This window comes from Ruegeria sp. ABM4_193 (genome assembly GCF_056158705.1).
The window spans coordinates 1,144,866-1,169,090 of sequence record NZ_JBSWTT010000001.1 but is presented as its reverse complement, the minus strand read 5'-3'; the positions used below and the strand labels follow the sequence as shown (position 1 = coordinate 1,169,090).

22 protein-coding genes, 1 tRNA gene and 2 pseudogenes are annotated in these 24,225 nt (G+C 52.6%); 4 read left to right on the top strand and 21 right to left on the bottom strand.

The window, feature by feature from the left end:
• Positions 1-442 precede the first annotated feature (442 nt).
• From ACXADZ_RS05860 to ACXADZ_RS05805, 12 genes are all read right to left on the bottom strand, one after another.
• On the bottom strand, positions 443-745 hold the full coding sequence (locus ACXADZ_RS05860) for a hypothetical protein (protein WP_475193656.1): 303 nt from the start codon (positions 743-745) through the stop codon (positions 443-445).
• 518 nt (positions 746-1,263) lie between these two features.
• A tRNA-Thr gene (locus ACXADZ_RS05855) sits at positions 1,264-1,339 on the bottom strand.
• Positions 1,340-2,065: 726 nt separating this feature from the next.
• Complete coding sequence (locus tag ACXADZ_RS05850) at positions 2,066-2,488, bottom strand: hypothetical protein (RefSeq protein WP_475193655.1); 423 nt, start codon at positions 2,486-2,488, stop codon at positions 2,066-2,068.
• A 184-nt stretch (positions 2,489-2,672) separates the two neighbouring features.
• A complete protein-coding gene (locus ACXADZ_RS05845; protein WP_475193653.1) occupies positions 2,673-2,954 on the bottom strand; it encodes a hypothetical protein in 282 nt (93 codons plus the stop codon).
• A complete protein-coding gene (locus ACXADZ_RS05840; protein WP_475193651.1) occupies positions 2,951-4,471 on the bottom strand; it encodes a YfjI family protein in 1,521 nt (506 codons plus the stop codon). The genes ACXADZ_RS05845 and ACXADZ_RS05840 overlap by 4 nt, the downstream gene beginning before the upstream one ends.
• Positions 4,472-4,887: 416 nt before the next feature.
• Positions 4,888-5,553, bottom strand: coding sequence for a hypothetical protein (locus tag ACXADZ_RS05835; RefSeq protein WP_475193647.1), 666 nt, complete (start codon positions 5,551-5,553; stop codon positions 4,888-4,890).
• Between the two features lie 12 nt (positions 5,554-5,565).
• Entirely contained in the window at positions 5,566-6,807 is a 1,242-nt protein-coding gene (locus ACXADZ_RS05830; RefSeq protein ID WP_475193645.1) for a tyrosine-type recombinase/integrase, read from the bottom strand.
• Between the two features lie 532 nt (positions 6,808-7,339).
• A complete protein-coding gene (locus tag ACXADZ_RS05825; RefSeq protein ID WP_475193642.1) occupies positions 7,340-7,696 on the bottom strand; it encodes a hypothetical protein in 357 nt (118 codons plus the stop codon).
• A 109-nt stretch (positions 7,697-7,805) separates the two neighbouring features.
• Complete coding sequence (locus ACXADZ_RS05820) at positions 7,806-8,009, bottom strand: hypothetical protein (protein ID WP_475193640.1); 204 nt, start codon at positions 8,007-8,009, stop codon at positions 7,806-7,808.
• 283 nt (positions 8,010-8,292) lie between these two features.
• Complete coding sequence (locus ACXADZ_RS05815; protein ID WP_475193635.1) at positions 8,293-8,619, bottom strand: potassium channel family protein; 327 nt, start codon at positions 8,617-8,619, stop codon at positions 8,293-8,295.
• A gap of 31 nt (positions 8,620-8,650) precedes the next feature.
• Positions 8,651-9,877, bottom strand: coding sequence for an HlyD family secretion protein (locus tag ACXADZ_RS05810; protein WP_475193632.1), 1,227 nt, complete (start codon positions 9,875-9,877; stop codon positions 8,651-8,653).
• Positions 9,870-10,208, bottom strand: a complete 339-nt coding sequence (locus ACXADZ_RS05805; RefSeq protein WP_475193629.1) for a hypothetical protein — start codon at positions 10,206-10,208, stop codon at positions 9,870-9,872. Before ACXADZ_RS05805 ends, ACXADZ_RS05810 begins: the two co-directional genes overlap by 8 nt.
• 512 nt (positions 10,209-10,720) lie before the next feature.
• Here ACXADZ_RS05805 and ACXADZ_RS05800 point away from each other — a divergent pair.
• The gene (locus ACXADZ_RS05800) at positions 10,721-11,650 is read left to right on the top strand and encodes a hypothetical protein (RefSeq protein ID WP_475193626.1); all 930 of its coding nucleotides are present in this window, start codon (positions 10,721-10,723) and stop codon (positions 11,648-11,650) included.
• A 333-nt stretch (positions 11,651-11,983) separates the two neighbouring features.
• Here the strand turns inward: ACXADZ_RS05800 and ACXADZ_RS05795 are convergent, their stop codons facing one another.
• The 4 genes from ACXADZ_RS05795 to ACXADZ_RS05780 form a co-directional block, all read right to left on the bottom strand.
• Entirely contained in the window at positions 11,984-12,589 is a 606-nt protein-coding gene (locus tag ACXADZ_RS05795; protein ID WP_475193621.1) for a hypothetical protein, read from the bottom strand.
• A gap of 417 nt (positions 12,590-13,006) precedes the next feature.
• Positions 13,007-13,987 (bottom strand): CobW family GTP-binding protein, encoded by a 981-nt coding sequence (locus ACXADZ_RS05790; protein WP_171671623.1) that lies wholly within the window; start codon positions 13,985-13,987, stop codon positions 13,007-13,009.
• A 14-nt stretch (positions 13,988-14,001) separates the two neighbouring features.
• Positions 14,002-15,468 (bottom strand): guanitoxin biosynthesis MBL fold metallo-hydrolase GntH, encoded by a 1,467-nt coding sequence (gntH, locus tag ACXADZ_RS05785; RefSeq protein WP_216602963.1) that lies wholly within the window; start codon positions 15,466-15,468, stop codon positions 14,002-14,004.
• 10 nt (positions 15,469-15,478) lie between these two features.
• Complete coding sequence (locus ACXADZ_RS05780; RefSeq protein WP_170594381.1) at positions 15,479-15,733, bottom strand: hypothetical protein; 255 nt, start codon at positions 15,731-15,733, stop codon at positions 15,479-15,481.
• Positions 15,734-15,811: 78 nt separating this feature from the next.
• Between ACXADZ_RS05780 and ACXADZ_RS05775 the strand changes: the two genes are divergently transcribed.
• Positions 15,812-17,146 carry a tetratricopeptide repeat protein gene (locus ACXADZ_RS05775; protein WP_475193615.1) on the top strand — a complete coding sequence of 445 codons (1,335 nt, stop codon included), beginning with the start codon at positions 15,812-15,814 and terminating at the stop codon, positions 17,144-17,146.
• 33 nt (positions 17,147-17,179) lie between these two features.
• Here the strand turns inward: ACXADZ_RS05775 and ACXADZ_RS05770 are convergent, their stop codons facing one another.
• The gene (locus ACXADZ_RS05770) at positions 17,180-18,361 is read right to left on the bottom strand and encodes an MFS transporter (protein ID WP_475193611.1); all 1,182 of its coding nucleotides are present in this window, start codon (positions 18,359-18,361) and stop codon (positions 17,180-17,182) included.
• The gene (locus tag ACXADZ_RS05765) at positions 18,358-19,110 is read right to left on the bottom strand and encodes a DeoR/GlpR family DNA-binding transcription regulator (RefSeq protein ID WP_475193608.1); all 753 of its coding nucleotides are present in this window, start codon (positions 19,108-19,110) and stop codon (positions 18,358-18,360) included. The genes ACXADZ_RS05770 and ACXADZ_RS05765 overlap by 4 nt, the downstream gene beginning before the upstream one ends.
• Positions 19,111-19,196: 86 nt before the next feature.
• Between ACXADZ_RS05765 and ACXADZ_RS05760 the strand changes: the two genes are divergently transcribed.
• Complete coding sequence (locus tag ACXADZ_RS05760; RefSeq protein WP_475193606.1) at positions 19,197-19,577, top strand: VOC family protein; 381 nt, start codon at positions 19,197-19,199, stop codon at positions 19,575-19,577.
• Positions 19,578-19,966: 389 nt separating this feature from the next.
• Here the strand turns inward: ACXADZ_RS05760 and ACXADZ_RS05755 are convergent.
• From ACXADZ_RS05755 to ACXADZ_RS05745, 3 genes and pseudogenes are all read right to left on the bottom strand, one after another.
• Positions 19,967-20,390, bottom strand: a pseudogene (locus tag ACXADZ_RS05755) (tyrosine-type recombinase/integrase).
• Between the two features lie 312 nt (positions 20,391-20,702).
• The gene (locus tag ACXADZ_RS05750) at positions 20,703-22,262 is read right to left on the bottom strand and encodes a HEAT repeat domain-containing protein (protein WP_475198492.1); all 1,560 of its coding nucleotides are present in this window, start codon (positions 22,260-22,262) and stop codon (positions 20,703-20,705) included.
• Positions 22,263-22,457: 195 nt separating this feature from the next.
• Positions 22,458-22,931: pseudogene (locus ACXADZ_RS05745) on the bottom strand (adenylate/guanylate cyclase domain-containing protein); the annotation flags it as partial.
• Positions 22,932-23,327: 396 nt separating this feature from the next.
• On the opposite strand from ACXADZ_RS05745, the gene ACXADZ_RS05740 reads away from it, so the two are divergent.
• On the top strand, positions 23,328-24,092 hold the full coding sequence (locus ACXADZ_RS05740; RefSeq protein WP_475193604.1) for a hypothetical protein: 765 nt from the start codon (positions 23,328-23,330) through the stop codon (positions 24,090-24,092).
• Positions 24,093-24,225: the final 133 nt, after the last annotated feature.

The window sequence follows — 24,225 nt, the reverse complement described above, 5'->3', positions numbered from 1 at the left end:
AGGAGTCAGCAAAGTCGGAGCTACCTCCTTCTCTGTGCTGAGCATCTTGGGCAAGGAGATGTTGCAGAGCACGGTCTTCGGTCGCAAATATCCTGTTATCCAGCCTCTCATGGTAAGTATTCAAGCTAGCTGAATACTCGGAAGCAAAGTAACAATCGCTTGCCGCGTTTCAGATACCGGAGATCACTTTGGTAAGCGAGGACGAAAGCACTCCCTTAAGCAGCGATCGCCGTTGAATATTAAGTTTGGCCGGTTGGTCTGAAAAGTAAAGCGCAAAATAGCGCATTGAACCTGGGGCGAGCGCTCCTCTTTCCCTAACCATGCTAAGGAAGAGCTCAAGCTTTTCATCGTTGCTCAGAGTGTCCGCACACTTGCGCTCGACTATGCCTTCGCACAAGCAAGCAAAAAGCTCGCCATTGAAGCGGGCGTTTCTGGCTATTGCTTATACCTGCGAAATCGGAATTTCTACGTCGATTGGGACTGCCAACTGCCAGTCCGGAATCCGGCCAGTCAAAACAGTTTCGAAGACATCTTCTTTCGGACAGTTGATGCAAAGATATTTAAAGGCCCGATAGGAAGACGTCATGTGCGCGCGAGACTCGGATGTTTCTTTTAACATTTCGGCAAGCGCGAACCCTGGGGTCATCGCCGCATCGCAAAAAATCGCCAGAGCAATTGTTGCAAGTACGCGATGCTCGTCTTTATCAACCAGCTCCCCCTTTTTTCTTTTGAGCACGGCTTCCATGCGAGCGAGTTAGTTTGTGTCAAAAGATAGCGTTATGCTCGCCTGATTAATAAAGTGATCTCCGTACGCTCTTGCAGGGTCAAGGCAGCAGTCAACAACCGGATCTTGGTCTGGGCGGTGCGAAAACACTGAATCGCAAATACAATGACCGCGACTGTCTGAGCAGCGTACGTGCCCTCTCCAACGCAGCTGTCTCGAGTTCAGAAAGCTGTATGGAAACATATAGATTTGCATCCTCGTCAAGCATCGTATTGATAATCATCCTAGAGGGTAATCAGTCAGTGATCTAAATCAGCCATTGTTAATGCATGATGCGTTAGTTTTCCAGCGACACAATTCAGCGTCAAATTCAGGAAATCCGACCGCCAGTTTTTTGTTTTGAACTTTTGGAAAACCAAGGTGATTTGAGTTCGATGAACGTCTATGTTCGTGAGGCTGCGCCGCAGCGGCAATAGATGTAACGAGTGTCCACATTGGGCCGAAAACTACAATTTGGCCGACAGGCAACAGAAAAATGATGGTGCCTCAAGAGGGACTCGAACCCCCGACCTTGTCCTTACGAAGGACCTGCTCTACCAGCTGAGCTATTGAGGCTTTCAGACCCTACTATGGCCCTACTAGTTCTATGTGTTTGCCGCGAACTCATTGGTTTCGCAAGCCATTCTCGCGGGGATCCGAGCGTCCAGACACTAATTGAAGGAAAATCCCTTGCTAGCCACGCTGGCCAAAATGTTGACTGGTCTAACCGATCGGTCATCCAAGACTCAAATTGGTCTCCGCCAATCCCATGGATAAAAACTATGTCGCCCAATGTATTAGTGTTACTCAGATCGTGGTGGACGGGTTCGAGTGAAAGTTGTGTCATCAATCAGAACAAAGCTCTATTTTGAAGCGTTCAATATGGGACTATCTACACGCAAGCCGGTTCGTCGGCAATTTTGGTCGCGTTTTGTGACCGAAGAAATGGCGTCGGTGTCCAGTTGACGAAGTGGTACTTGCGGGCATTACATCGTTGGGTTACGGCCCTTTTGCATGGCCGCATACTTCTGGGATTAGTGCTTGGCCGCCAGTGAGGGCTATTGCATCTAAACGCGCCCTCAACGATGGCCATTAGCCACTGCCGAAACACGAGCCTTCCCAACCACCGAAGTTCAATGCCGTTCCAAAAATCAGCGCCAAACTGTCGACAAAGTACTTTTTGACAGAGTTTGGCGATCTGATCGCATTTCGCCATCTGAAGCGACAAGACCATTGACAATGTAGAGTCCTCAAGCGTCTGTAGCATCAAGTCTCTCAAAACAAATATTGGGATATTCAAAACTAAGCTTTTTGCCAAAGTATGAGCCGGGTCGAGTTGGGATAGTGCCAGGAAGGATAGTCCGGCACTGTTACCCGTAGACCAAAATTCGCGCAGGCCTGCTCTATTGCTTTCTCATCTATATGGTTGGCAATACTAACCCACACAGCGGGCTTGCCGTCCATATTCCAAAGCGACGTCTTGTGGTCCGCGGGTAAGTTAAGTGGGAACTTAACGCTCGCTCCCTTTTGATATTCAGGATGTGCACGTCCAAGAAGGCGGCCCCACCAGCTGGTTCCGCCAGCCTGTTTCAATCCAAGCGCCCGCGCCCAGATTTCACGCATTTGCTCTCCGATTTGAAGCGCCGATTCAGGGTCGGATTCATTGAAGCGCACAGCAAGCTCCATGTAACTTACTGGCATTGAGACTTGATCTAGTTTGCTCATTTTTCACCTCTGATATTTTCTGATTTTCCGGCAGACCACGCGTCTCAAAACCGAAGCTATCGCCAACAACAACAAGAACTCAATCCTCAATCCTGTGAAAAAAATATATTCTTTTCCAACGTGGGGAGCGAACTACCCGCATGAATCCAGACACCGGGAAGGACCCGCGCATATCTTCGTCATGCTACGAACCTGCCTCTCCTTTCCAGGCCAGAAATTCTGCCAAATTTCGAGGCAGGCCCCCATCATATTCCATTATAGCAGCACGTTCCTCGAAGAGTTCTTCCGGCAGCGGGAGTGGTTTGCATGCGGGAGGAACTCTTTGCGGAATCTGCGGCATCTGCGGCAAATTCCTTATCGACTTCTTAGAGTTCGATTTCCTGTCGTTTCTCGGATCTCCCGCGGGGAAGATCTCCTCCATGTTTTCAAAACAAGCCCTGACGAGATCATATCTTGCATCGCTCATGTCTCACTACCGAAACGCACAATGCGCCAGTAAGTTCTGCTGTTTGCCCCGTCGATAACCTGCTTACCCTTTCCGCGAACAAGCCAACCATGCGCCTCAAGTCTTTGGATGCACCGTGACAACGTATTGCCATCGCGGAGATGACCAGGCCCTTTTTTCATCAGCGTCCGCTTGTCGACAAACTCCCCACTCCAGTTGTTGTGAAGCCATCGGCGTATTGTTTCAGCATCGCAAAGATCCTGCTCAGGTCGGCCAGTGTCGGTGATCCGCTGCATCTCCGACAGGTACCACTCCATCATTGCGATACCATTCTCCATCGCTTGCGCAGTGACTTCGTCTACTCCCTCGTTTGAAAAAATACTCTGGATACCGGCGATGCGGGCAGCCATTTCAGGTGCTTTCGCCGCAAAGCCAGACATGTATTCGAATGCTCCGCCCTCTCCCGAGGCGCTTTCAACCCGGTTGTAAAATGCCTCCAGCAAGTCACGGGCCTCGTCTGGAAGTTTAAGGCGTCGTGGATTTAGTTCAGCGCGTGTATCAGGGTGCAATGGAAGTTCGAGGCCCAACAGCTGGGTCACCCGCGCATCAAATTTCGCCAAAATCAACTTCGCCAGCTCCAGGAGCTCTTGGTGTGCAACGCCTTTTCGGATCATTCGAGATCCAATCTTGCTGCTTGGCCACGCGACGAGAACACGAGAGAGGAGACCTTGATCTTTCATCGTCGGATCGCCAACCACGCTCTGCGCCACTCCTGGCTGAATCATCAAATGAAGCGAGACACGTTTCCCGCAAAGCCACACGGGTTCTGCCGACGCTCTGCTTTTGCTTAGGGGTGCCCCGTCCCAAAGTTTTGAGAAACCAGCGGCAGTCTTAAGGGCGTTCTCGCGTTTCATGCTGTGGCCACCAAAAAACTGCCCACCCTCGTCTGTCATTACAGCCACCGAAGGATGGCCGTTCTCCAACTGGCGGAAAAGTCCTTCAATCGTTGGATCGCTAATCCTGATCGCGGGAAACAGCGGAGGTTCCGGCGGGAGGTCCAGGTCTTCACTATCGAGATCAGTCTCAATTACCTCAAAGTCTTTCGAGGAAGAGCGTCTACGACTTTTTTGGTACTCGAGCTTTTCAGCTTCGTATTTCCTCTTTTCTCGGGTGTAGATGCGCACGCGTTCCTGATCAATCCGACCGATTGCGGCCGTAGCCAATGAATCGCAGGCGGACTTGCGTTCTCCTGACTGAGCCACCGTCAGTGCAAAGCAGCTGATAGGGACATATCCTTGAAGAGTTTCGACATCCGCAAACGCTTGTGTGGCAACGCTGGCAACCGTCAAAACACTTTGCATTGCGATAGCGTCTGGCGCTTGAGTAAGCATTGCTATGGCCTTGGCAGGGTCTGCCAGAGGACCAAGCGCCTGCCAAGGAACAGGTTCTGCTTCTCTCAACTCCCCAAATAGAGGCGTTGGGTCCATTTCTTGCGCGGGGGCATAGCTTTCCCGTTTGCTGAACTTTGCAGTTAGCATTCCTAATCTCCAAATTGTCGATAACAGAGCTTCTTCGCTCAGATTTTTTTAATGGGGGTCGGCGCCAAAGCTAGTGGCAGAGCCAGCGCGAATTGAGTTTCAAGGTCTAGCACCTTAGCAACTCATACCTTGCCCATTGCCCACCATTAGGCGGCTTCTGCAAGGCTGGTCTCCCAGGCCTCAATTGCGGAGAGCTTCCAACGCGTGCACCCGGGAGACAAGCTGACAGCGCGCGGAAAGCCGGGGTTTGATCTGTGCCAGCGCCACACTGTCTGCCGGGTGACCTTGAAGCGAACAGCTAGATCGGTGTCAGAAAGAAACGTTTCGTTCATTGGTTTCACCTTTTGTTACTGCTGAAACCAACATGTCTACGAAGTGCGGAACCCGCAAAGTAAATGAATTGACGGCCAATTATTTTACCGAAGCCTCAGGCGGGCTCGATACAAGTTCTCAAAGCGTTTTGCTCTGCTGTCCTGGTGAGCGAAGCCTTCTTTGAAAGCCATTTGACGCGCGGCCTCTGGGATACTAAATCCCTGAGCCACCATGACGCGCATTTCATCTAGAACTCCGGCGTCCTTGCGCCATTTCGGCCGGATTTCGACTTTTCTGCCCGATTTTTTCTTTACCTCAGGCGGCTCCAGCACTGCTAGTAGATCAGAGATCTCCGGCAGAGATTTCGACATAATATCTGCGGTTTCGAAAAATCTCTGGAAGCGCTGTTGCTGATCCAGGTCGGGGCTTTGCATGCCGGCACGTAAGTTACTCCAGCGCTCTGCAAACTCGAGAAATTTAGCAGGAATTTTGATGCCCCCGGAGTTCAAAAGCCCCGACAGCGGCCCTTTTTCAAGTTCTTTGCGCAAGCGTGCTCTCTCGTCCTGATACTTGCCTTTGGATTTCAGACGATCAATCTCTCGTAGCGCCGCACGTTTTGCCTCGATTTCTGGGTTATTGATCTCTTCGCCTTGTGGTACCGGATCGAGCGTCTCTTCAATTTCCAATTCGTCCATTACGGCAATGTAGTATTCCTTGGTCTCGAGGAGCTCGTTGAGCCCCAAGTTTTTCAAATGTTCTACCCGCGCCATTGCCTGGCCTCTCTAGTGTTTTCCCAGCAAAAACTGCCCCCAAGCCTCCATCATCGCTCGGCGCTTTTCCAACTGATCGGAGCGATCATAGGCTTGTTGGACCCTGTTCCCCACTTTATGTGCGAGTGCGATTTCAGCCATGTCTCCATCAAACTGCGTGCGTTCTGCAACCCATGTGCGAAACGTCGACCGCAACCCATGTGGAACAGCGGGCTTGTCGCTGCGCGCATCGATAAAGCCCTTGTCGCCTTCTCGTTCATCAGCGGCATGGATTTTCCGCATCACCGCGGCAAGAGACGCATCGGAGAAAGCCCCGCCGCGCGGGGTCCAGAAAACCAGCGGGTTATCTGCGGCGCGTGGCAAAGCCTGCAAGATCTTCAGCGTTTGAGGTGTTAGAGGCACGCGATGCGGTCGGCCGGACGGGGGGATCTTGGAGGACTGCCGACCGGGCTGGATGGTCCAAAGCCCGCGATCTAAGTCAACTTCATCCCAAGTCGCAAAACGAACGGCGCCAGTACGCGCAGCCGTTAAGGCCTGGAATTCCAACGCACGCGCGCTGATCCCAGCCCGTGCTTGCAAGGCGGCAAACCATCGTGCTGCATCATCAAGTTTTAGCGCCGGGTAGTTTCGCCCGCCGGTTAGCTTGGTTGGGGCTGGCAAAACCATGTCGAGATTGCCGCGCCACCTGGCGGGATTCTCTCCGCTGCGGTGCCCGGCCACCGTCGCGTAATCCAACACCCGCTCGATCCTTTGCCTGACTTTCGAAGCGGTCTCGGTCTTGTTCATCCAGATCGGCCGAAGTGTCTCCAACACGTCCTGCAAAGTAATGTCGGTGACGGCCATATCCCCGAGGGTCGGGATTGCATGCCTTTCCAGCGAAGCGCGCCACTGTTTGCGATGTAGGGCGCTGTTAAATTCGACGGTTTTCTCTTCCGCGTAGGTTGCAACCGCCTGCTGAAATGTCAAAAGCCTGCGTCGCGCGGCTTGCCGCTCTGCAATGGGATCGATGCCCTGCCTCAGCATATCCCGCGCTTCGCGCGCATATTCGCGGGCCTTAGCTAAAGGAACGTCCGGATAAGGCCCTAAGCCGGCCTCCCGACGTCGCCCATTGTGGCGGTAGCGAAACACCCAGGACCGTGCACCGGTACCGGTCACTTGCAGTGCAAGCCCGGCAACGCCGCCCACAGCATGCACGCCAGGGTGGGAAAGACGTTTGACCTCAAGGGGCCCCAGCTCCTTAGCCCGCTTCGGCAAGTATCTGCCCTTTGTTCAAACAGGGAATCGAACTTGGCATGAAAAAACCTATCCCTCTCCTACCCATCCAAAAATATGTGACACAGTGCTATTTCATGCGACAAGTGCGGACAAGGGATTTCCGCCAACTATTTGAAAATAAATCTAAATGAGACAGTTTGCGACAGCGGTTCTCAAGTGGTACTCGCCTCCAAAATTTTACTATTAATATTGAACAATTTTTTGGCGGATGCCCCACCCGATTGGCATTCGCCATTATCGCCGATTTTCAACCCGAGCAAACTCTGAACACACTTTTGTAGTTTTCAGGGGGTATCTTGCGCTGGCCTTCGCATGAGAAGGTGGAGGCTGGTCCCGCAAAAGACTTCGGCATCCAGAACGGCTATCGCGAACGCGAATTAAAAAAATTACACCGCCTTGCATCGGCGGTGCAACTTCATTCAGCGACATAGGTGAACATCAGCCAGCCTTGCCCGAGTTCATCTGCGGCGCGGTCATAGAATTCGCTCAGGCTCAGGCTGACGATCCGCTGTTACGGTGGTTCGTTCCCGCCTGCAATCGCGATGCTGTAGGCATGCACGTCCCCTAAAGAGGTACCTGCGACTTTCAGAACGCAGGTCTCGCCCACAGCGAAACACCACGATAGCTCTTGGAGAAAGAGGCCTTCGTATCGCTCTTCATCGATGACGTAGTCTCTTGCCCGCGCGTCATAGCAATAGTCGGGCAGGTTCGGCGCATAGTCGAGATCCCAGGCCGGGTAGAGCCGAACAGTGTCATCGTTGCTCATCTCGAAATCCACTTCGGGCCAGAGCCTTATCCACCGCGTGAAATCGTCCATGTCGCAGACGCGGAACGTATCGCTGCACCAGCCGCCAGTTTCCAGACACATGGTGTTTTCCTTTTTTGCCTGTTTCCTGCGGGTGTCCGAAAAACCCGCCACGGCACAGTGGCCGGAGCAGGTCTGGTCAACGTCGAAAGAGCTGGTTGTCGCGTTCGGATTAACCGTTCGGTCTCTGGCCGATGCCGTTCTGGTGATGCTGCTTTTGCGGGCCGCCACCGTTCTTTTGACGGGCGCTAGAGTTCGGCGTGATCTCGATCACATCGCCTCCGGCCCGCTCGATGCGAATATGGGCGTCGGTCCGCTCCAGCATTTTCTCACAATCCGGCTCACGTGAGCCGAATAGCCAGCGGAGCATCTGCATTCCGGGTCTCCTTGGCTGCTGCGTCCGAAGGGTGTCCGAAAAACCGACGCTGACGAGCGAGCCTTCAAGGAACGGGAGTAAACTCAGTCAGTTACCAATGCTGGTTCATATAGGCGTTGCTCAACCGCAGTCGATCAGTGGTACCGCTTCGCCTTCAACATTGGCCACCTGCCGCGCTGCAGAAGGAAAAGCGGACGTTGGTGGAATGTGCAGCGAGAATTGCTGGACCAATGTCCGAGTCGCGGACAAACCGGTCATTCTCGTTTTTTGAAACCTACACAAATTAAAATTCGACATTCATCGAGGTCTCGACTGCATGTACACCTATACCTACGACAATGCCTGCAAAGATAAGCCCAACAAAAGCGTTGATAACCGCCAAAGCCCGGCTCGCGGGCTTCTCCGGCTTAATGTCGCCGTAGCCAACCGTAGTTGCGTTAATGAAGGCATGGTAGAGGCTCGATCCCGTGGACCAGCCTTCGATCCGACCAATCGATACCCCTAGCATGCAAACCAGCACCAACAAAAAAACAAGTATCGGTGACAGGTAGATCAGGTCCCAAATGAAAACCGACAGAAACGTGCAAATATAGATGGCGTCGCAACCCATAGCGAAACTCTACCTCTCCGCCTTTCAGGGCCTAGTTGAATACCAATGTCTTCACAGGGAGCAGAATGGCTTGTGCACGCAAGACAATTGCATTTGCTATACCCATGCCATCCACAATCCTTGCGATGAAAGCAGACAGGCCCGTGATCTCACCGGCGTCGATTTCCTTTGCTCGGCTCGTATAAGCAACTCCAACGCACGCACTACCGGGCGGGATGCTCTCAAGATGCTTTGGGAAAATAGGTGCTAGGAACGCTGTAACTGTACCAGGTCGCGCTCGATCCTGCTGATCCAGCAGCGCATCCCCCGGTCGGAACTGCCCCGCAGCAATCGCGTCCTGCACGTCGTCCACAACCATTGGAATTATGGTTAACGGTTTGGACGCACAGGTAATTTCCACCAGCATACCCGGCTTTAGCACACTGGCAGAAATCTGACCGAAAGCCGCAATAAAACGTCCTTGTCCCGTGACCTCCGGCACCAAGATCCCAGCAGGGCGTAGTATTGGATTTACGATATCACCCGGCTTTAGGAGGAATTGCGTTACCGTCCCGTCCACCTCGGCAAATACGGTTGATTTCGATATCTCGGCCTCAGCCTCTCTCAAAACCGCACGCGCAGTTTCAAGCTGTGCAGGGAGAAGGGTGGATTGGCGCAATTTGGCACCGTCTAGCGAGGCAATAGCGGCTGCGCGCTGACTTTCTGCGCCGGTCACTGCTGTTTGCAAGCGCTCCAGTTCTTGCTCACTGACAACGGTGTTGTTTCGTTCTGCAAGCTCCAGACGCCGCTCCAAATCGCTCGTTGCCTGAGCAAGATTGGCCTCTGTTGCCTCGACCTGCGCGGTGGCGCTCGCGACTTCTGTTGCGATCAGATCCAAAGCTGCCTCGATCTCTTCGATGCGACGCTGAGCCGTTTCCGCTGCTGCCTCCTGCCGTGTGGTGTCCAGTCGGAAAATGGCCTCACCAGCATTCACGTCGTCATTATTGGCAACGTAGACTTCCGCGACCCGCCCAGCGCGATCCGACAGAATTGTGACCGTGCGAAACGCAGCAGAGACATTTCGCGTTGAGGGATGGAAATAGAAGATCACCGTGATCAGCGTCACAGCCAGTATTGCACAGGCGGTCAAACCCCACCGCAATTCATACCAGACGTTGAACAGGGTTATTTCGCGGCCCCACCGCTTGCCCTGTTTGTAACGGCGATACAAATAATCCGGGACGATTGTGATCAGCGCAGAGAAGACCAACTCAAGCATCGTCGCTCTCCAAGACGTCTACTTCGGTCTTAAGTGGAAAGATTTCATGCAACGGTACGGCGGCGATCAGAATTGCCGCGATCCAAAAGGCGTTGTTCAGGGTGAAGAGAGAGATCAACCCAAGCACACCGACCAACTGCATTTGGACCTTATGAGCACCTGCTGCCATGCGGTCGGGAATGGCCTGTACAGTAAAGTAGAGTGCACCAAAACCCAGCAGCACTATCACTAGAACCAATCCAACAACGATCAGAAAACCGTCTGTCTCCCCCGGAGGTGTTACCCAAAACGGGAGCCTTCCCATTTCCTCATCAGAAAAAGAACTGTTCACCTGTCTCCTCCCGCCGCATCCAAGTGATCACATTCGAATATAACTGATTGAAATCAAGAAAACCAATTTGACTTGAGGCTTTGGAATTTTCTCAAAGGCATCATTTCAGACTTGGCTAAACCACCGGGCTTTGAGATTGGAGTAAAGATCAATTACCGGGAATTTAATCAGAATAATCCAAAGTCTGCTCTGGAGGCGCAGCTGCCGAATGCATCCGCAGCATTCAACTGGCACGGTAATGACCGCTCAGGGCTCGTAGCGGTCATTCGCTGCACTCGGCATGAGCATCCGCTTTGCGGACAAAGCCGTCGTTTGCTTCGGCAACGATCAATTGGGGAGATCAACCCATCAACCCAGAAAGAACTCGAACGGGTTATCTTAAGGCGTCACAAACCAGACAAAATTGTCTAACAACAAAATATTTACAGCAAAAGGCGCGGTATTCTTGCTCTTGTAGTGCTAAGATGAAGAGATATCGCTTGGTCTTCTTTTCTGGTAAATGAGCCAATACCTTGAGACGAATTCTTGCTTTCGCTGCACTATCGGCTGCAAATACGACCAGTCCAACCTTTGCTCAAAGTATAAACCCTGATGCCTCCGAGGCTGCTGCACGGGCGGCTTTGTCTGTCTTGAGTATCGCTGCCACTCCAAATGAGACTTTATCCTCGTTTTCTTTTCTTGATGCTTCCGGAGGTACCAAAAGTCTACGCTCGACCCAGCTGCGAGGAGGGTACAAGCCATTTGAAAACGGACTTTATTTAGAGGGTCTTGTTGCCTACCAAAAGTACAACCCGGTTATCTTCTTCCCAGAGATTGCTGCCGGTACTGAGTTGGATGTAACTTGGTCAAGCGTGGCAGCAACGGTTGGCGTCGGCTGGGAGTTTCCATTGATTAACGAGTGGAAGATTCGGCCGGTCGGACATCTCTCACTTGGCCAAGTGACTGCAGATGCCATTTTTGCCGACTTTCCACTGCTGGGCCCGAGATCTAACTCCAACGAATTGATCGATGGGAATTTAAACGCATTTGGGATCGGTGCTTCGCTTGGCATTTTCCGAGAGGCGCAATTTGGGCCCTGGCAAGTGGAATACCGCTTCCGTCAAACAATCTTGGAATTTAACCCGATCAATGAGCCGCAGGCTGGGAACGCAAGTGCGAGTTCCAATCAAACAACCTTGTTCTCACGTCATCGCTATCCGTTGGACAACGTCAGACTCTTCGAACTCCCAACGCAACTTGTTCTGGATGCCGGTGTCGTGCTGTATCACGGTGACAGCGCAACCGTTCTTGATACCGATTGGCTAGCAACGGCTGGTTTCGGACTTGAGATTGATACTCGCTTGACCGGCCTACCGGCCGTGCAAGCGGGGCGTTTAATGATAAACGGTATAGTTGCCGAAGAATTTTCCGGTTTTTCTATAGGCTTCGGTCTGCGGTTCTAAGTCGAGGCTGCTCTAGCCTGACAATAACCGATGAGCCCAATTTCGTCTTGAACCGCGACTTGTAAATGCGCTGAGTTGAAAAGTGACCGCTTCGGACGCAGAGCAGCCGTTCGCTACGTTCTGCCTGAGTGACAGCTTTGCGGACTTTGCAGCCACCCGCATTCTTAATTCAAAGGACCGCAGTCAGCCCGAAGCAGACCTTCAAAACCGAACTTTACAACGCCAACTTAGCGAACAAATCCATTCATTCGCATTCTCCACTGGAATGCCCGCAACCGGCCCGGCTAAGCATTTTCAGCTAAGAGTCCAATCGAACAAATTTAAAGCGGTTTCTTAATTGGTTTTTGTGAGAAACACGCTGGTTTCAGGGTTTAAATCATCATTCGGATCCGTCAAAATGCCAGCTGGGAAGGAAACCGAGATAGGTCGATCCATTGTATCGAGGCAGAGCATGTGGTTATTGTCTCCGTCGCCCAGATCAGCAAGCGCTGCGGGTGTTACTATGCGTTGAGATCCATCTTCGGCCTCTACGAGGATACTGTACAGATCACGTTCCACCTCGCCAGGTTCCTTGCCGTTGGCCAGCGTAACGCCACCCGCCCAAGTTACCCGAATGGCCTGTACGATGTTGTCACTTGGACAAGGGCTTCCTCTGGTTCGACGTGGCCCCAAATTTCCGACCAAAGTCCAATCCTCGACAACCTCGGCAAAGATCATTGAGGGCCCGTCTTCCAGCGGAGTTACGGCTACTGTAGCACCTCGAAAATCAAGTGTCCCGTCGATGGAATGAAGGTGCCCAACAACCTCGACTTCGATGGGGGGATCGTCGGGAAGGTTCCCAAAATCCCCGATGAGAAGCACCGTTCGCAATTCACCGGGATCGGTCGCGGGCAACACTGACGCGCAGTGCATTGTTCCGATCTGGCCTGACTTTGTCATAACTCTGAAGTCACCTGCCTGCAGAGTTTCCAGATCTACCTGGGTAGAAAAAATGACAGGCATCCCGTGTTTGCCCCTGGAACCTCTGCAAATGAAATTTGCCACTCGGGGCAACGCCTCAAGCCCATGGAAAGCAGAAAGCAACTCGGCTTCTTGTCCTCCGGCTGAACTCGGCAATCCGAGGTTTGGGGTTGTATCTTCAAGTTCCCGACTTGATACGTCCTGCGCGTACACAGCCGTTCCCGACAAGACAAACGCAGTGGCAAGTGCAAGCAAGTTGGTCGCTTGAATCCATTTCCTAAACCGCTTCAGCAATAAGGTTATTCTCCCCATTTGGTATTCGGCGCTGCGGGCTTCCGCGCTGCTGCGTGTTGGAATTAAAGTAACACACGCAAACACATTTGGTCGAACTTGCCGCTACGCAGGTTCCAACAACGCTTCGGAAAGCTCGTATTCCGAAAGGGCTCCTGGTGCACCTATTGCAACAAGCCTTGTTTCGGGTTTTCGGTGGCCCCATGCACCATCCCTTGCGATGTCCATGCGTTTTCCGACAACCTGTACAAGAATGCGATGATCCGGATCCTCCTCACTGAAGACAAAACCCTTGAGGCGATAGACATCTCCGGGAAGTTTCCGAATAGCGCTACGAAGAGAGGATAGGCTTATCGGTCGGTCAGCTTTCATCATGGTTGTTGAAAAGCTGTCTGAGTGATCAGAGTGGTGACAACCGCAATCTGGCCCATGCTCATGATGATCAGGTATTTCTGTTTCGAGCTGTTCGGCGGCAAAGCGACCTACAGAAAGAAGTATGTCCAGAGGGACGTCCGCATTGACAGCTTCGACCAATCGATATCGACGGAATCGAGACCCCAGCCAATCGTGCACCTTCTGAACTGTGGCCCTGTCGACAAGATCAACCTTGTTCAGAATTACCATGTCCGAAAACGCAATTTGTCGGAGTTTCAGTTCCATTTGTTCCGGCGCGGCAAACAATTGTTCCGCATCGACAAGACACATGAGGCTGTCCAAGCGGATCATGTCGCGGAACCGTTGATCCGTAAACGTCATCGCAATTGACGATGGGTCCGACACGCCGCTTGCTTCAAGAACGATATATTCCGGTTTCTCAGGCCTGGCGAGAACGGCCTCTACCGTTTCGATCAGGTCATCTCGGATCGAGCAGCACACACAGCCATTCGCAAGACTCATCACATCATCTTCGAGACCGACTACCAAGTCAGCGTCAACGTTTATTGATCCAAAGTCATTCACCAGAACCGCAACCCGCAACCCGTGATTGCCTGTCAGGATGCGGTTCAAAAGTGTTGTCTTACCGGCGCCGAGAAAGCCGGTAAGGATCGTTACGGGGATCGCAGAAGTCGAACCAAATTCAATCATTGTTCGATCTCCTCTCAGTCTTCATCACGCGGGCCGATTACATCCGAAACTTTGATGGTAAAGTCCTGCGGCCAGTCCCCGCCGGGTGCTCGGAAAACGTCAGTTGGGTAGTATTCGCGTGGATCGATCTCCATATCGCGGTACTTTTGGTCTTGCTGATCTGCTCGAGTGAGCCTCGGATTCGGCAATGTGATTTCATCCGGAAGCTCAATACGCCCGGCCTCGGCTGCCGCAGCCAGTTCACGAAATGGTGGCACAGTACCGGATTTTCCGGGCAGTGCAGCTTTCCTGTACCAAATCGCATCCTTGGTCACGTTCACAACGGCTACATCGAGACCCCATTGGAACAGACCGTCATAGTGGGCGCGAATACCAGCCAGCATTTCAGCGTCGATATCCTCGTCCTGTGTATAGTGCGTCACCATTCCCAACCGCGGCCTTGTGTCAGCAAAGAGCTTACCCACGGCATAGTGGGAGGTATGATGCGTATCGATTGTGTAATTAAACAGATCCTGTGGGATACCGTATTTGTAGGTCATCAACTGACCAATATCCTGTCCCGACATTTCGGTTACAAAAACATCAACACCTTCGCCGTATTTCCGTGAAAGCTCATCCGGGCGACCATCGCCTGTCCATACAAAGCTCAGACCATTCCAATCGAGCCGATACCCAACTGCGCCGTCCTTGGCGTGGCTGCGCGGCCAGGACCGAACAGTCACACCGTCTTGGTCATAAACGATGCCACCTTCCTGGCTGAAATCGAACTCGTTGACTTCGATCTCATAGCCATCACCAATTGGGAACACATCGAATGCTTCAAGGTGCCATTTGAGCATCTGCTGCATGCCTTTGACCATCCCAGCTGTGCCAAGCTCGGGTGTCCGACCGGACGGGCCGTGAATACGAAGTGGAGTGTACCCTCCTGACCAGGCCCGGAAAGGGTATATGTAAGGGATGTCGGCATAGTGGTCGACATGCAGGTGAGAGATGAAGATGTCGTTGATCAGCTGCCCCGGCACCTGCATGGCAATGATATTGCGGACACAACCGGATCCAAAGTCGAAGAAGAACCGTTTTCCATTTCCCAACTCTACCATGATACACGTACCCGCCTGATCTTCGCGCGGCGGATAGGGTGTCGAGCCACAGAATGAGATGCGCATCTCATCTGGTCCCAACTCCTCACTAAGTGGAAAATAGTTCGCGTTTGAGCCTGTCATGTATTTGGTCGGGCGGAAATACTCTGGCAAAGAGATACCACCTGCGGGTCGCCCACCGTATGGGTTCTTGAGAGTTTCTCCCAGCGGGCCGTCTCCTTCGTGGGCCTCGGCACTCCCTGCCGCAAACCCAGCCGCCCCTGTCGCGGCAGCTCCAGTGGCTAAACCCTTAAGAACACTCCGTCGTGAGGGGTCTTCAATTTGGTCTGTCGCCTGAACTTGTTTGTTCTCCAGATCTTTCCCATTGTCTTCCTTGGTCATGGTTCGGTCCTCAGTTAAAAGTGTTACGAAGATTGCGCTTCACCATCCGGCGAAGCTCGTTCACGAGTTCAGATCTGATGTGGGCCCATTCCGCACGCTCTTGAGCTGGGGTCGAAACGTCATCCAACAGCTCGGAAGCTTTCTTAAGGTCTTCGATAACCTCTTTGAGCAAAGCATCCGTTTCGATACGCCCTGACAACGCCTCGGACAGTTCTGCAATTTCTTTTGTCAGGTCCACCGCCACTGGATAAATCCCGGCTCCCACTATCTATTCTCACATCGAAATGAGTGCGGTTGACCGCGCACGCCAAGTGAGTCACCGTGAGTTGGGGGTGAGTTTGCCTTGAACAAAGCCAATGAATTGCCGATAGATCAACATGTTGAGCAGCCGTCGCCGGATCTTGTCCGGGAAGCACTCGAACGCGTTGTATCGAGCGACGAGTTTCAAGCTTCGCCCCGTCTCCAGCAGTTTCTTACATACGTAGTCGAGGAAGCTATCGCGGGTCGTGGTCCCCAGATACGAGGTAAAGCTATCGCTGTGGAGGTCTATGAGCGTCGCATTGATGGCACTGGCGGTCAAAACCTCGTTCGCGTCGAAGCCAGGCGGCTACGTCGACTGCTACACGCGTTTTACGAAGAACAATGGGACGGTGACGGTGTTCGCATTTTTGTTGACCCTGGCGGATACAAGCCGCGGTTTTCCTACGAACCTACAATCGAAGACCGAACATCAAGTGAACTGAAGATCGACAATCCAGTTGGCCGTTGGCGTTCGCTGAAATTGCTGCCAGCCGGACTGGGTGTTCTTGCATTAGTCGCTGTGCTTGGCACTTGGATGAGCCAGGATAACAGGGAGGTTGTTCCAACGACTCAATCCATCGAGAAAGCAGAACGTGCAGCACTGGGAGAGCATTCGTTGACAAGACTCCAGGCGGCCAACCTTGCGGACCAAGCCCGAGGCATGTTTTTTCCCGTTTTTGATGTCAAGCGTCAGCAATTAGCACTGGGAATGTTCCAGCACGCGATGGAACTCGACCCGGCCCTGTCTGACGGTTATGCCGGATCAGCGCAGGTCCTGGCGATCCTGGCGGTGTTGTCGCCGGATGAAGCACAAAGGGATGATTTCTTCAATCAAGCCTCAGAAATGTCAGGAAAAGCGCTTGAATTGTCCCCAGCTGATGCGTGGGCAAACGGCGCAAACGGCTGGGTGCTGGCTGTTCAAGACCAGCCAAACGAGGCATTGAAATACGCAAGAATGTCCGTCGAACTGGCACCGAATGATGGCCATATTCTCGACCTTGCAGGTATCACCGCCATCTTGGCTAACGCCCCGAAACTTGCTGCCGAGGTTAGCACCCAGGAGAGACCCAAATCAGGATCTGGCAGGTTTGGTGCGAGAAACATTTGGGGCGTTTCGCAACTTATGCTCGGGAACTACGAAAATGTTGTTGAAGCCTTTCAGGGAGCGCCAGCTGCCGGAGCGCCAGTCAGTGCTCCTTCGCTCTTATTCCAAGCCGTTGCGCACGATCAGTTAGGAAATCCAGAAGAAGCACGACGGCTCGTTGCTGAAATGCGCGGGACATGGCCTGAGTTTCCGTCCGAGTTTCTCGCCGACAGGATTTTCCACAACGACGTCAATACGCGGAATTTGATACTGGAAACGCTGAGTAGATACTGACGAAACCTATTGCGGCTATTGCCTATGTTGGTTTCAGACTTTCGCCACCAGACTTGCGGAAATCGGAACTGATACCAAAAGCAGCGCGAGAATCCAGAATGCCGCCGCCAATGTCGATGTCCCAGCTATGAAACCAATCAATGCTGGCCCCATAAGTATGCCTGCATATCCCGTTGTAGTAACCGAGGCGATCGCAATCCCCGGTGGCATCAAGTTTTGACGTCCAGCAGCGCTGAATAAGATCGGCACCACATTCGCGGCTCCGAGCCCAATCAAGACAAACCCAAGCATGGCAACAACCGAGTTGGTCGATAGCAAAATACTCGCGATCCCAAGAATTGCGATTGATCCGCCAACCAGCAGCACGAGATATTCCCCACATCGCTCGACAATTCGGTCACCAGTCAGGCGGGCTAATACCATTGCGATTGAGAACAATATGTAGCCGACGCCGGCGCTTTCGGGTTCGGCGAGTTCAAGATCAATGATTAAAAGAGCGCCCCAATCCAGCAGGGCACCTTCGACCAAAAACGTGATTGCCGCCAAAATGGCTAAGAGCAGAACAATCCCACGCGGAACGACAATGGGTTCCGGATCCTTGCCACTGACCTCCAAAAACCGGGAGCGGGCCAACAGCATCGAAGCCAATGCCACGATAGCCCCCACCATGGCACAAGCCAGAACTGGGATGGACAACGACAACAACAGTGTAACCAAACCAGCTCCGAAAAACCCACCAATACTGAACTGGGCGTGAAAGTTCGACATAAGGGGGCGATTTTCGATAGCTTCAATTTCCGCGCCATGAACGTTCATTGCGACGTCGATGGTCCCAAGTGATGCTCCGAAAACGAATAAAGCTGCACCCAATGCTATTGGCGTTTGCGATAGTGCCAGTAATGGAAGCATGGCGATCAAGCCATAACCTCCAAGCAAAATAAGTGGACGCGCTCCACTGCGCGCTGCCAAGACGCCGGTAACCGGCATGGCGACTATGGATCCAAATCCAAGACAAAGCAGGAGTAAACCAAATTGAGTTTTGTCTACGTCAACGGACTCTTTGAAAAAGGGAAAAAGGGGCGCGCAGCAGGCCAGGGAGAAACCCGCCGTAAAAAAGGCCAAACGTGTGGCTAAACGCGCCGAGTTTGTAGCCGAATGATCAGTCGGCTGGCCAATTCTCCGGGTCAATTCACTTACATGAGAACTGTCGGTCATTTGGTCACCACACGCGTATGAGACGCAATCAAATCTGTTGTCGCGTTGTGTGAATCTGTGACAATGGCATCTATCTCTGAGAGCGCTACTGTTCGATGACGGGCTCTTAGGCCAATTTTCGCGTGACTAGTCACAACAATAGTGCGGCTTGCGGCGCGGTGCATTGCCTTCTTCATCATGGCTTCTTCTGCATCGTCCGAGCTTAAACCGAACTCTGCCTCCAGTCCGCACGCTCCCAGAATGGCAACATCAGCCGCGACATCCCCAACCCGTTCGATTGCGGTGTCTCCTGTCGCAATGCCGCCTTGCGGCCTTAGGCTACCACCCAAAACATATACCGGGACGTTCTTTTGCTGGCAGGCAATCGCAATCCAGGGCGACGGTGTGATCACAAGACGACCCTCTTCCTGGGGCAGGTGTTCGACTATGGCAAGTGTTGTCGTGCCTCCATCGATCAGAAGTGTCGCTGCACTGCCGATCTCTCGGATAGCGGCCGATACCAGCTTCGTGTCAGGCGCGACATCTCTCGACAGTCTTTTATGCAACGGCGTTGCCGGAGTGGACAAAGGCACAGCGCCACCGCGAACGCGTTGGGCCTTTCCCTCTGCTTCGAGGGCGAGAATATCCCGCCGGATCGTATCAACTGATACGTCAAATTCTTGAGCAGCTTCGACCGCAATGACTTGCTGACCTTCCTGCAAGCGCCGAGCCAGTTCGAGTTGTCGTGTGTCAGGGACATTCAGATTCATGCAGAAACTTTCAGAATATTGCAAAAAACCGCATAGGCTGTTATGCGATTTCCGTCAATACTGAAAAGTATGTGAGCGAGACTGGGATGAAATTGAACCACATTGCTCTTTGGACAATAGACTTGGAGCGCTCCTCGAAATTTTGGGTAGAGTTTTTCGAAGCGGAACTCAGCGACAGGTTTGAGAGTGTGAATCGCCTCGGCTTTGCCCCCCGCTTCGCCACGTTGCCAAACGAAGACGTCCGCATCGAACTGATGGAAGGGCCATGGGTGAAGCCCTGCTCTCACGAGGAAGGTGGCAGGGCACACGTTGCCTTTTCAGTAGGTAGTGTATCGAATGTTGATGCGGTCGCAGATCGCTTCAAACACGCTGGGCTGCTAGTGTCCGAACCGAGGCGAACGGGAAACGGATATTATGAAGCAGTGGTTCGATCTCCGGAAGGTCTCATGGTGGAGATCGTCGAATGAATTCACTTATGGCCAGAAGTGTTTTGAGTTTTTTGCTGTCAACAGCAAAGGCCCTATGCTTCTTAGCTTCGAGACGAGCGTCACAATCCATTCAAATTATCTCCGCTTAGAAAGTGTACGGCGGTTGAAAAAACCCGCGATGAATTTGGACTTCGCCCTGTGTGGATAACGGGTAGACTTTGCAGATTTGCTACGCCTGATTACTGCGCATAGCCGTCGTCGGTTGATCGCGCAGCATAGGTCACTATGGCCTCTGGGCCGCCTTTCGCAGGGCATCTGGCAGATGACTGCTTTCAAAAGACGAACGGCTGGTTAAGTTGTTCGCTCAATGTTCAGATGTCTGTTTTCTCCGCAATTCTGAGGGCGTCCTCAAGCTCAACGCCAAGGTATCACACCGTGCTGTCAACTTTCGTATGACCGAGCAGAAGTTGCACGGCGCGCAGATTGCCCGTCTTGCGATAGATCCGAGCTGCCTTTGCGCGTCTCAACGAATGCGTGCCGTACGCTCGGCTCGAGACCTATGGCGGAAATCCGTTCACGAACCAGGCGTGCATATTGCCGCGTTTAGACATGTGGTCTTTTGTGGAGCCGGCTTTGAAAGAGACAGGCACACCCGACCATATCGGGGCTCCGTGCCCAATTCCAGATGGTTTCGCGTGTGTTTTCAGACACCTCGAACTGCACCACCGCTTCGCCTTGCTTTGAGTGATGGTCACGCGCTCGCGCACCTGATCTTCGCTTACAAGATCGGCGACCTTTAGTCTTACAAGGTCGCAACCCGCGCAACTTACTATCGATCGCCAGATTGAACATCGCCAGATCCCGCAAGTTGCCGGCCAGTTCGAGCCGGGCGCGAATGGCCCAGACCTACTTTAGAAGCAATGGACGTTTCTGACCGACCAATCGCCCTTTGTTCCAGACGGCACGATTTGGTTGGACTTCGGGAAGTTGAGTTTTGGACACGAGCTTTCCTCCATTCATCCCTCCCGCTCCATGCTTCGACACATTGTCTTGTCGACCGGTGGAGTCTACGCAGAATACCGAATGGCAGGTTTCGAAACATCGTCCAATTCGATGATGCTGTACTGCCGCAAGGCTGCTCTGAGCCCAAAGTAGACACTGCGGTCACTGCTTTTGTGAGTATCCGCGTATCTGTTCAATAGCTCGAGCGGCTACACTGCCCGACAAAGACTCGTCGACGTTTGCTTCTAACGCAGGCAACGCAGAAGATGCTCCTTCGCCGATTTCCCCTAAGGCTATGGCCGCTTCTTTTCTGACAAAGACCGAAGGGCTATCCAGCAGCATGATCAATTCCGGAACTGCTGGTGCTGCTTCGGACCCAAATAGCGCCAAAGATTGAGCTGCGTCACGCTGTTCTTTGGCATCCCCGCGTGACAAATCGGCTCTAAGGCTTGCGACTGTCGTGCTCGGCGGAAGCGCTGCCAGTTGCAGGCCTTTTTTTAATCGGTTGTTCAGGTATTTCTGCTCGCCAATCCAACGCACAATAAAGAAATACTCGCGAACAACTTCGTTCAGACCACTCTCTTTTTCACCTTTACGCCATCGATCTATCAATGCCCGCGCAGCCCGCCGGTCGCCATTCAATGCCAAAATCGAGGCGGCAAAAGGCATCAATTCAATTGCCTGAGGGTTTCGCTCCAGTTCATGCAATATGGCTACCTCTGCGCCTACCAGATCATCCATTGCAAAATACGCAGCACCTTCGAATAACGCATAATGGCTGGGGTACGCAGGGTCGAGACGCATCGCAGCTTGAACAAATGCAAGACCTTCCTCAGGTTTACCGCCCGCAATCAGAGCCCATCCCATCGTCAAGTGCGCTTCGGGATCACTGGGTTGTAAAGCAATGGCTTTTGCCGCTTCCTGTCTGGCTTCATCCGTTCCTCGGCTTTTACCCGTAGCACTGTCCCAATCCGGAAGATTTAAACTGACAATTGCTCTGACCACGTGGATCAGTGAGGTGTCTTGCTGCGTAAGCTCACGATAGTACTTGTAGAACAGGCCAATGTGCATCTGCTCCTCGGCGTCCGCGAAGCCAGTCCAATGGTGAAAAATGTGTGGTCGTAAATGTGCCAGAGAAAGTGTTGCCCACGCGCGCCCATAATCAGGGTCCAGTTCAACCGCGCGTTCGAAATGTGGTATCGCAGCCAGGTTGTCTTGCTCATTGAAGCGCGAATAGAGTTCCCAACCACGCTGGAAGGCTTCGCGCGCCTCGATCGTTTCAGTTTCTACGTTTTCGATTGCAGTCCGACTTTGAGAGTCAAGCGGAACATCTAACTCCCGCGCAATTGCCAGCACAATGCTGTTTTGCAGGTCAAAAATGTCATCAATTTCACCATCGAAACGTTCTGCCCAAATCAATCTACCGTCCAATGTGTCGGTCAGGCGGATATTAACCCGAAAACCTTCGCCGGTGCGCCTAAGGCTACCATCGACTACGTAGCGAACACCCAATTTCTCGGCAAAGCTAGCAACATCAATGTCGCGGTCCTGAAAAGCGAAAGATGTGTTTCCAGCGATGACGAATAGCCCGGAAATCCGAGACAAATCCGTTATCAGGTCCTCAGATACACCATCGATCAGCATCTTGTTGGAAGCGTCACTGGTAAAATTTGTCAACGGAAGTACGGCAATCGAAGGCAAGTCAGGTAGCGGGTAGACCATTTGCGCTTCTGAGGCGCGCAGTTGACCCTTTTCCCATGTCTTTGCCCCGAAATACCCTAGCACAGCTAGCACCATCAAGACTGCAGCCAACTTCATGAAACGTGGCGCTAGCTTGGTTTCGGGCTTCGATAACGACCGCGTCGCATCGGTTTCGATGCGGAAAGCCTCAACCGGCTCCGCGATATTCTTGACTGCCTGAGGGCCAATAGGTGCAAAGTTGAAAGGTACCTTGTTGCGGGCGTATTCGACGATCGACTGTGACGCAATTATTCCCCCTGGCTCCGCCAGCGCCTCAAGCCGAGCGGCCACGTTGACGCCATCGCCCAAGATGTCATTAGCGTTCGAGACAACGTCTCCGACGTTCAAACCGATCCGAAAAACGATAGCGTGGTCGGGCTCGATTTCTGAGTTTCTTTTCGAGAGTTCAGATTGTATCTCTACGGCCGCGCGAACAGCATCGACCGCACTGTGGAATTCAATCAGAAAACTGTCACCCGCTGTGTTCGCAATGCGCCCGGTATACCCGGAGATCAATGGTTCGATGACTTGGGAACGGATCTCACGCAGCTTGTCGATGGTACCTTCTTCATCCAAACCGACCAATCTTGAATAGCCTGCGATATCGGCGGCTAAGATAGCTGCTAATCGACGTTTTGGTCGGCTTTCCATAATTTCGCAGCCTATCATTGGGCTGTTTTTCTGGAAACCGGTTTTCACGGCAAGGCATTCAGTGCTGACTATTGAAACCTACGTGTCAGCCATTTGGATCGGACAAATACTCGTAGTTTATTGATTTTCAGGCTAGGATTCTGCAGAAAGCGTTAAAATGCACACGCCAGCTTTGTTCGCAAATCAGACTCTAACGGACTTGAACCGCTCGTTAAGGAATGGCAACCCAAAGGGAATCCAGCGTCACGCAGGAAATGTCACATGAAAAACCTTGTTCTAACGTGCTGGTTTGGAGCTATTTCCCTAGGGTTCACGGCGTTTCCATCTGCTGCACAGCCCCGGCTAGGTTGGGCGTATCAGATTGATGGGCTTGCCGCGTTTCAAGGGGACGCGGATTTGAGCGGCGGTGGCGAGTTCTCTGCAAGTCGATCATTTCTACGTGTCACCGCACTTTACAATCTGGAAGAAGGAAACTCCGTTGGGCTTTCCACCAGCTTTGGCAAGCTGGATTATAACTTCAGCCAACCGAACAACCAGCCTTGGGAAAACATCCGTGACCTTCGCATTGCTGTTCCTGTCCGGTTTCGTGTGGGTGACACAGCTACGGTTTTTGTGTCGCCACAAATCAGGCGGGACTATCAAAGCGGGGCCTCCTCATCTGACGGCAGAACCTATGGTGTTTTTGCTGGTCTTGCTTGGCAACTGAGCGAGCGCCTGACGATTGGCCCGGCCTTTGGTGCGTATTCTCAATTTGACGATGACAGTACTGATTTTTTTCCGGCTTTGCTGATCGACTGGGACATAAATGATCGCTGGAACTTGAACACTGGCTCTGGTTTAGGAGCAACGCAAGGTCCCGGATTGACACTGAGCTACGCGTTGAATGACACGATAGACCTTTCGTTGACCGCGCGATCGGAAAGGATACGATTCAGGTTGGATGGGGATGGCCTTGCCCCGGATGGTGTAGGTGAAGATAAGAGTATCCCTGTAGTTCTTTCTGTTGGGTACAACCCGAATCCCGGGGTTTCATTGAGCGTCTTTGCAGGCGCAGAAATTGACGGCCGCCTGACGCTAGATGATGCGAATGGAGCGGAAATTAGTCGTCAGAGCTATGAAACAGCGCCATTGGTCGGTCTGGCATTTAGGGTTAGGTTCTGATCGCAGCATTGAGCCTGTTTGCCAGATGCGTGCGTAGGTTTTCTCGCAGCTGAGTCCATACTTCCGCTGTGTCCGCGAAGCAGTCGTTTGTAAGGGTTGCGGCGCACGGCTGCTCCGAGCCCTATTTGACCGA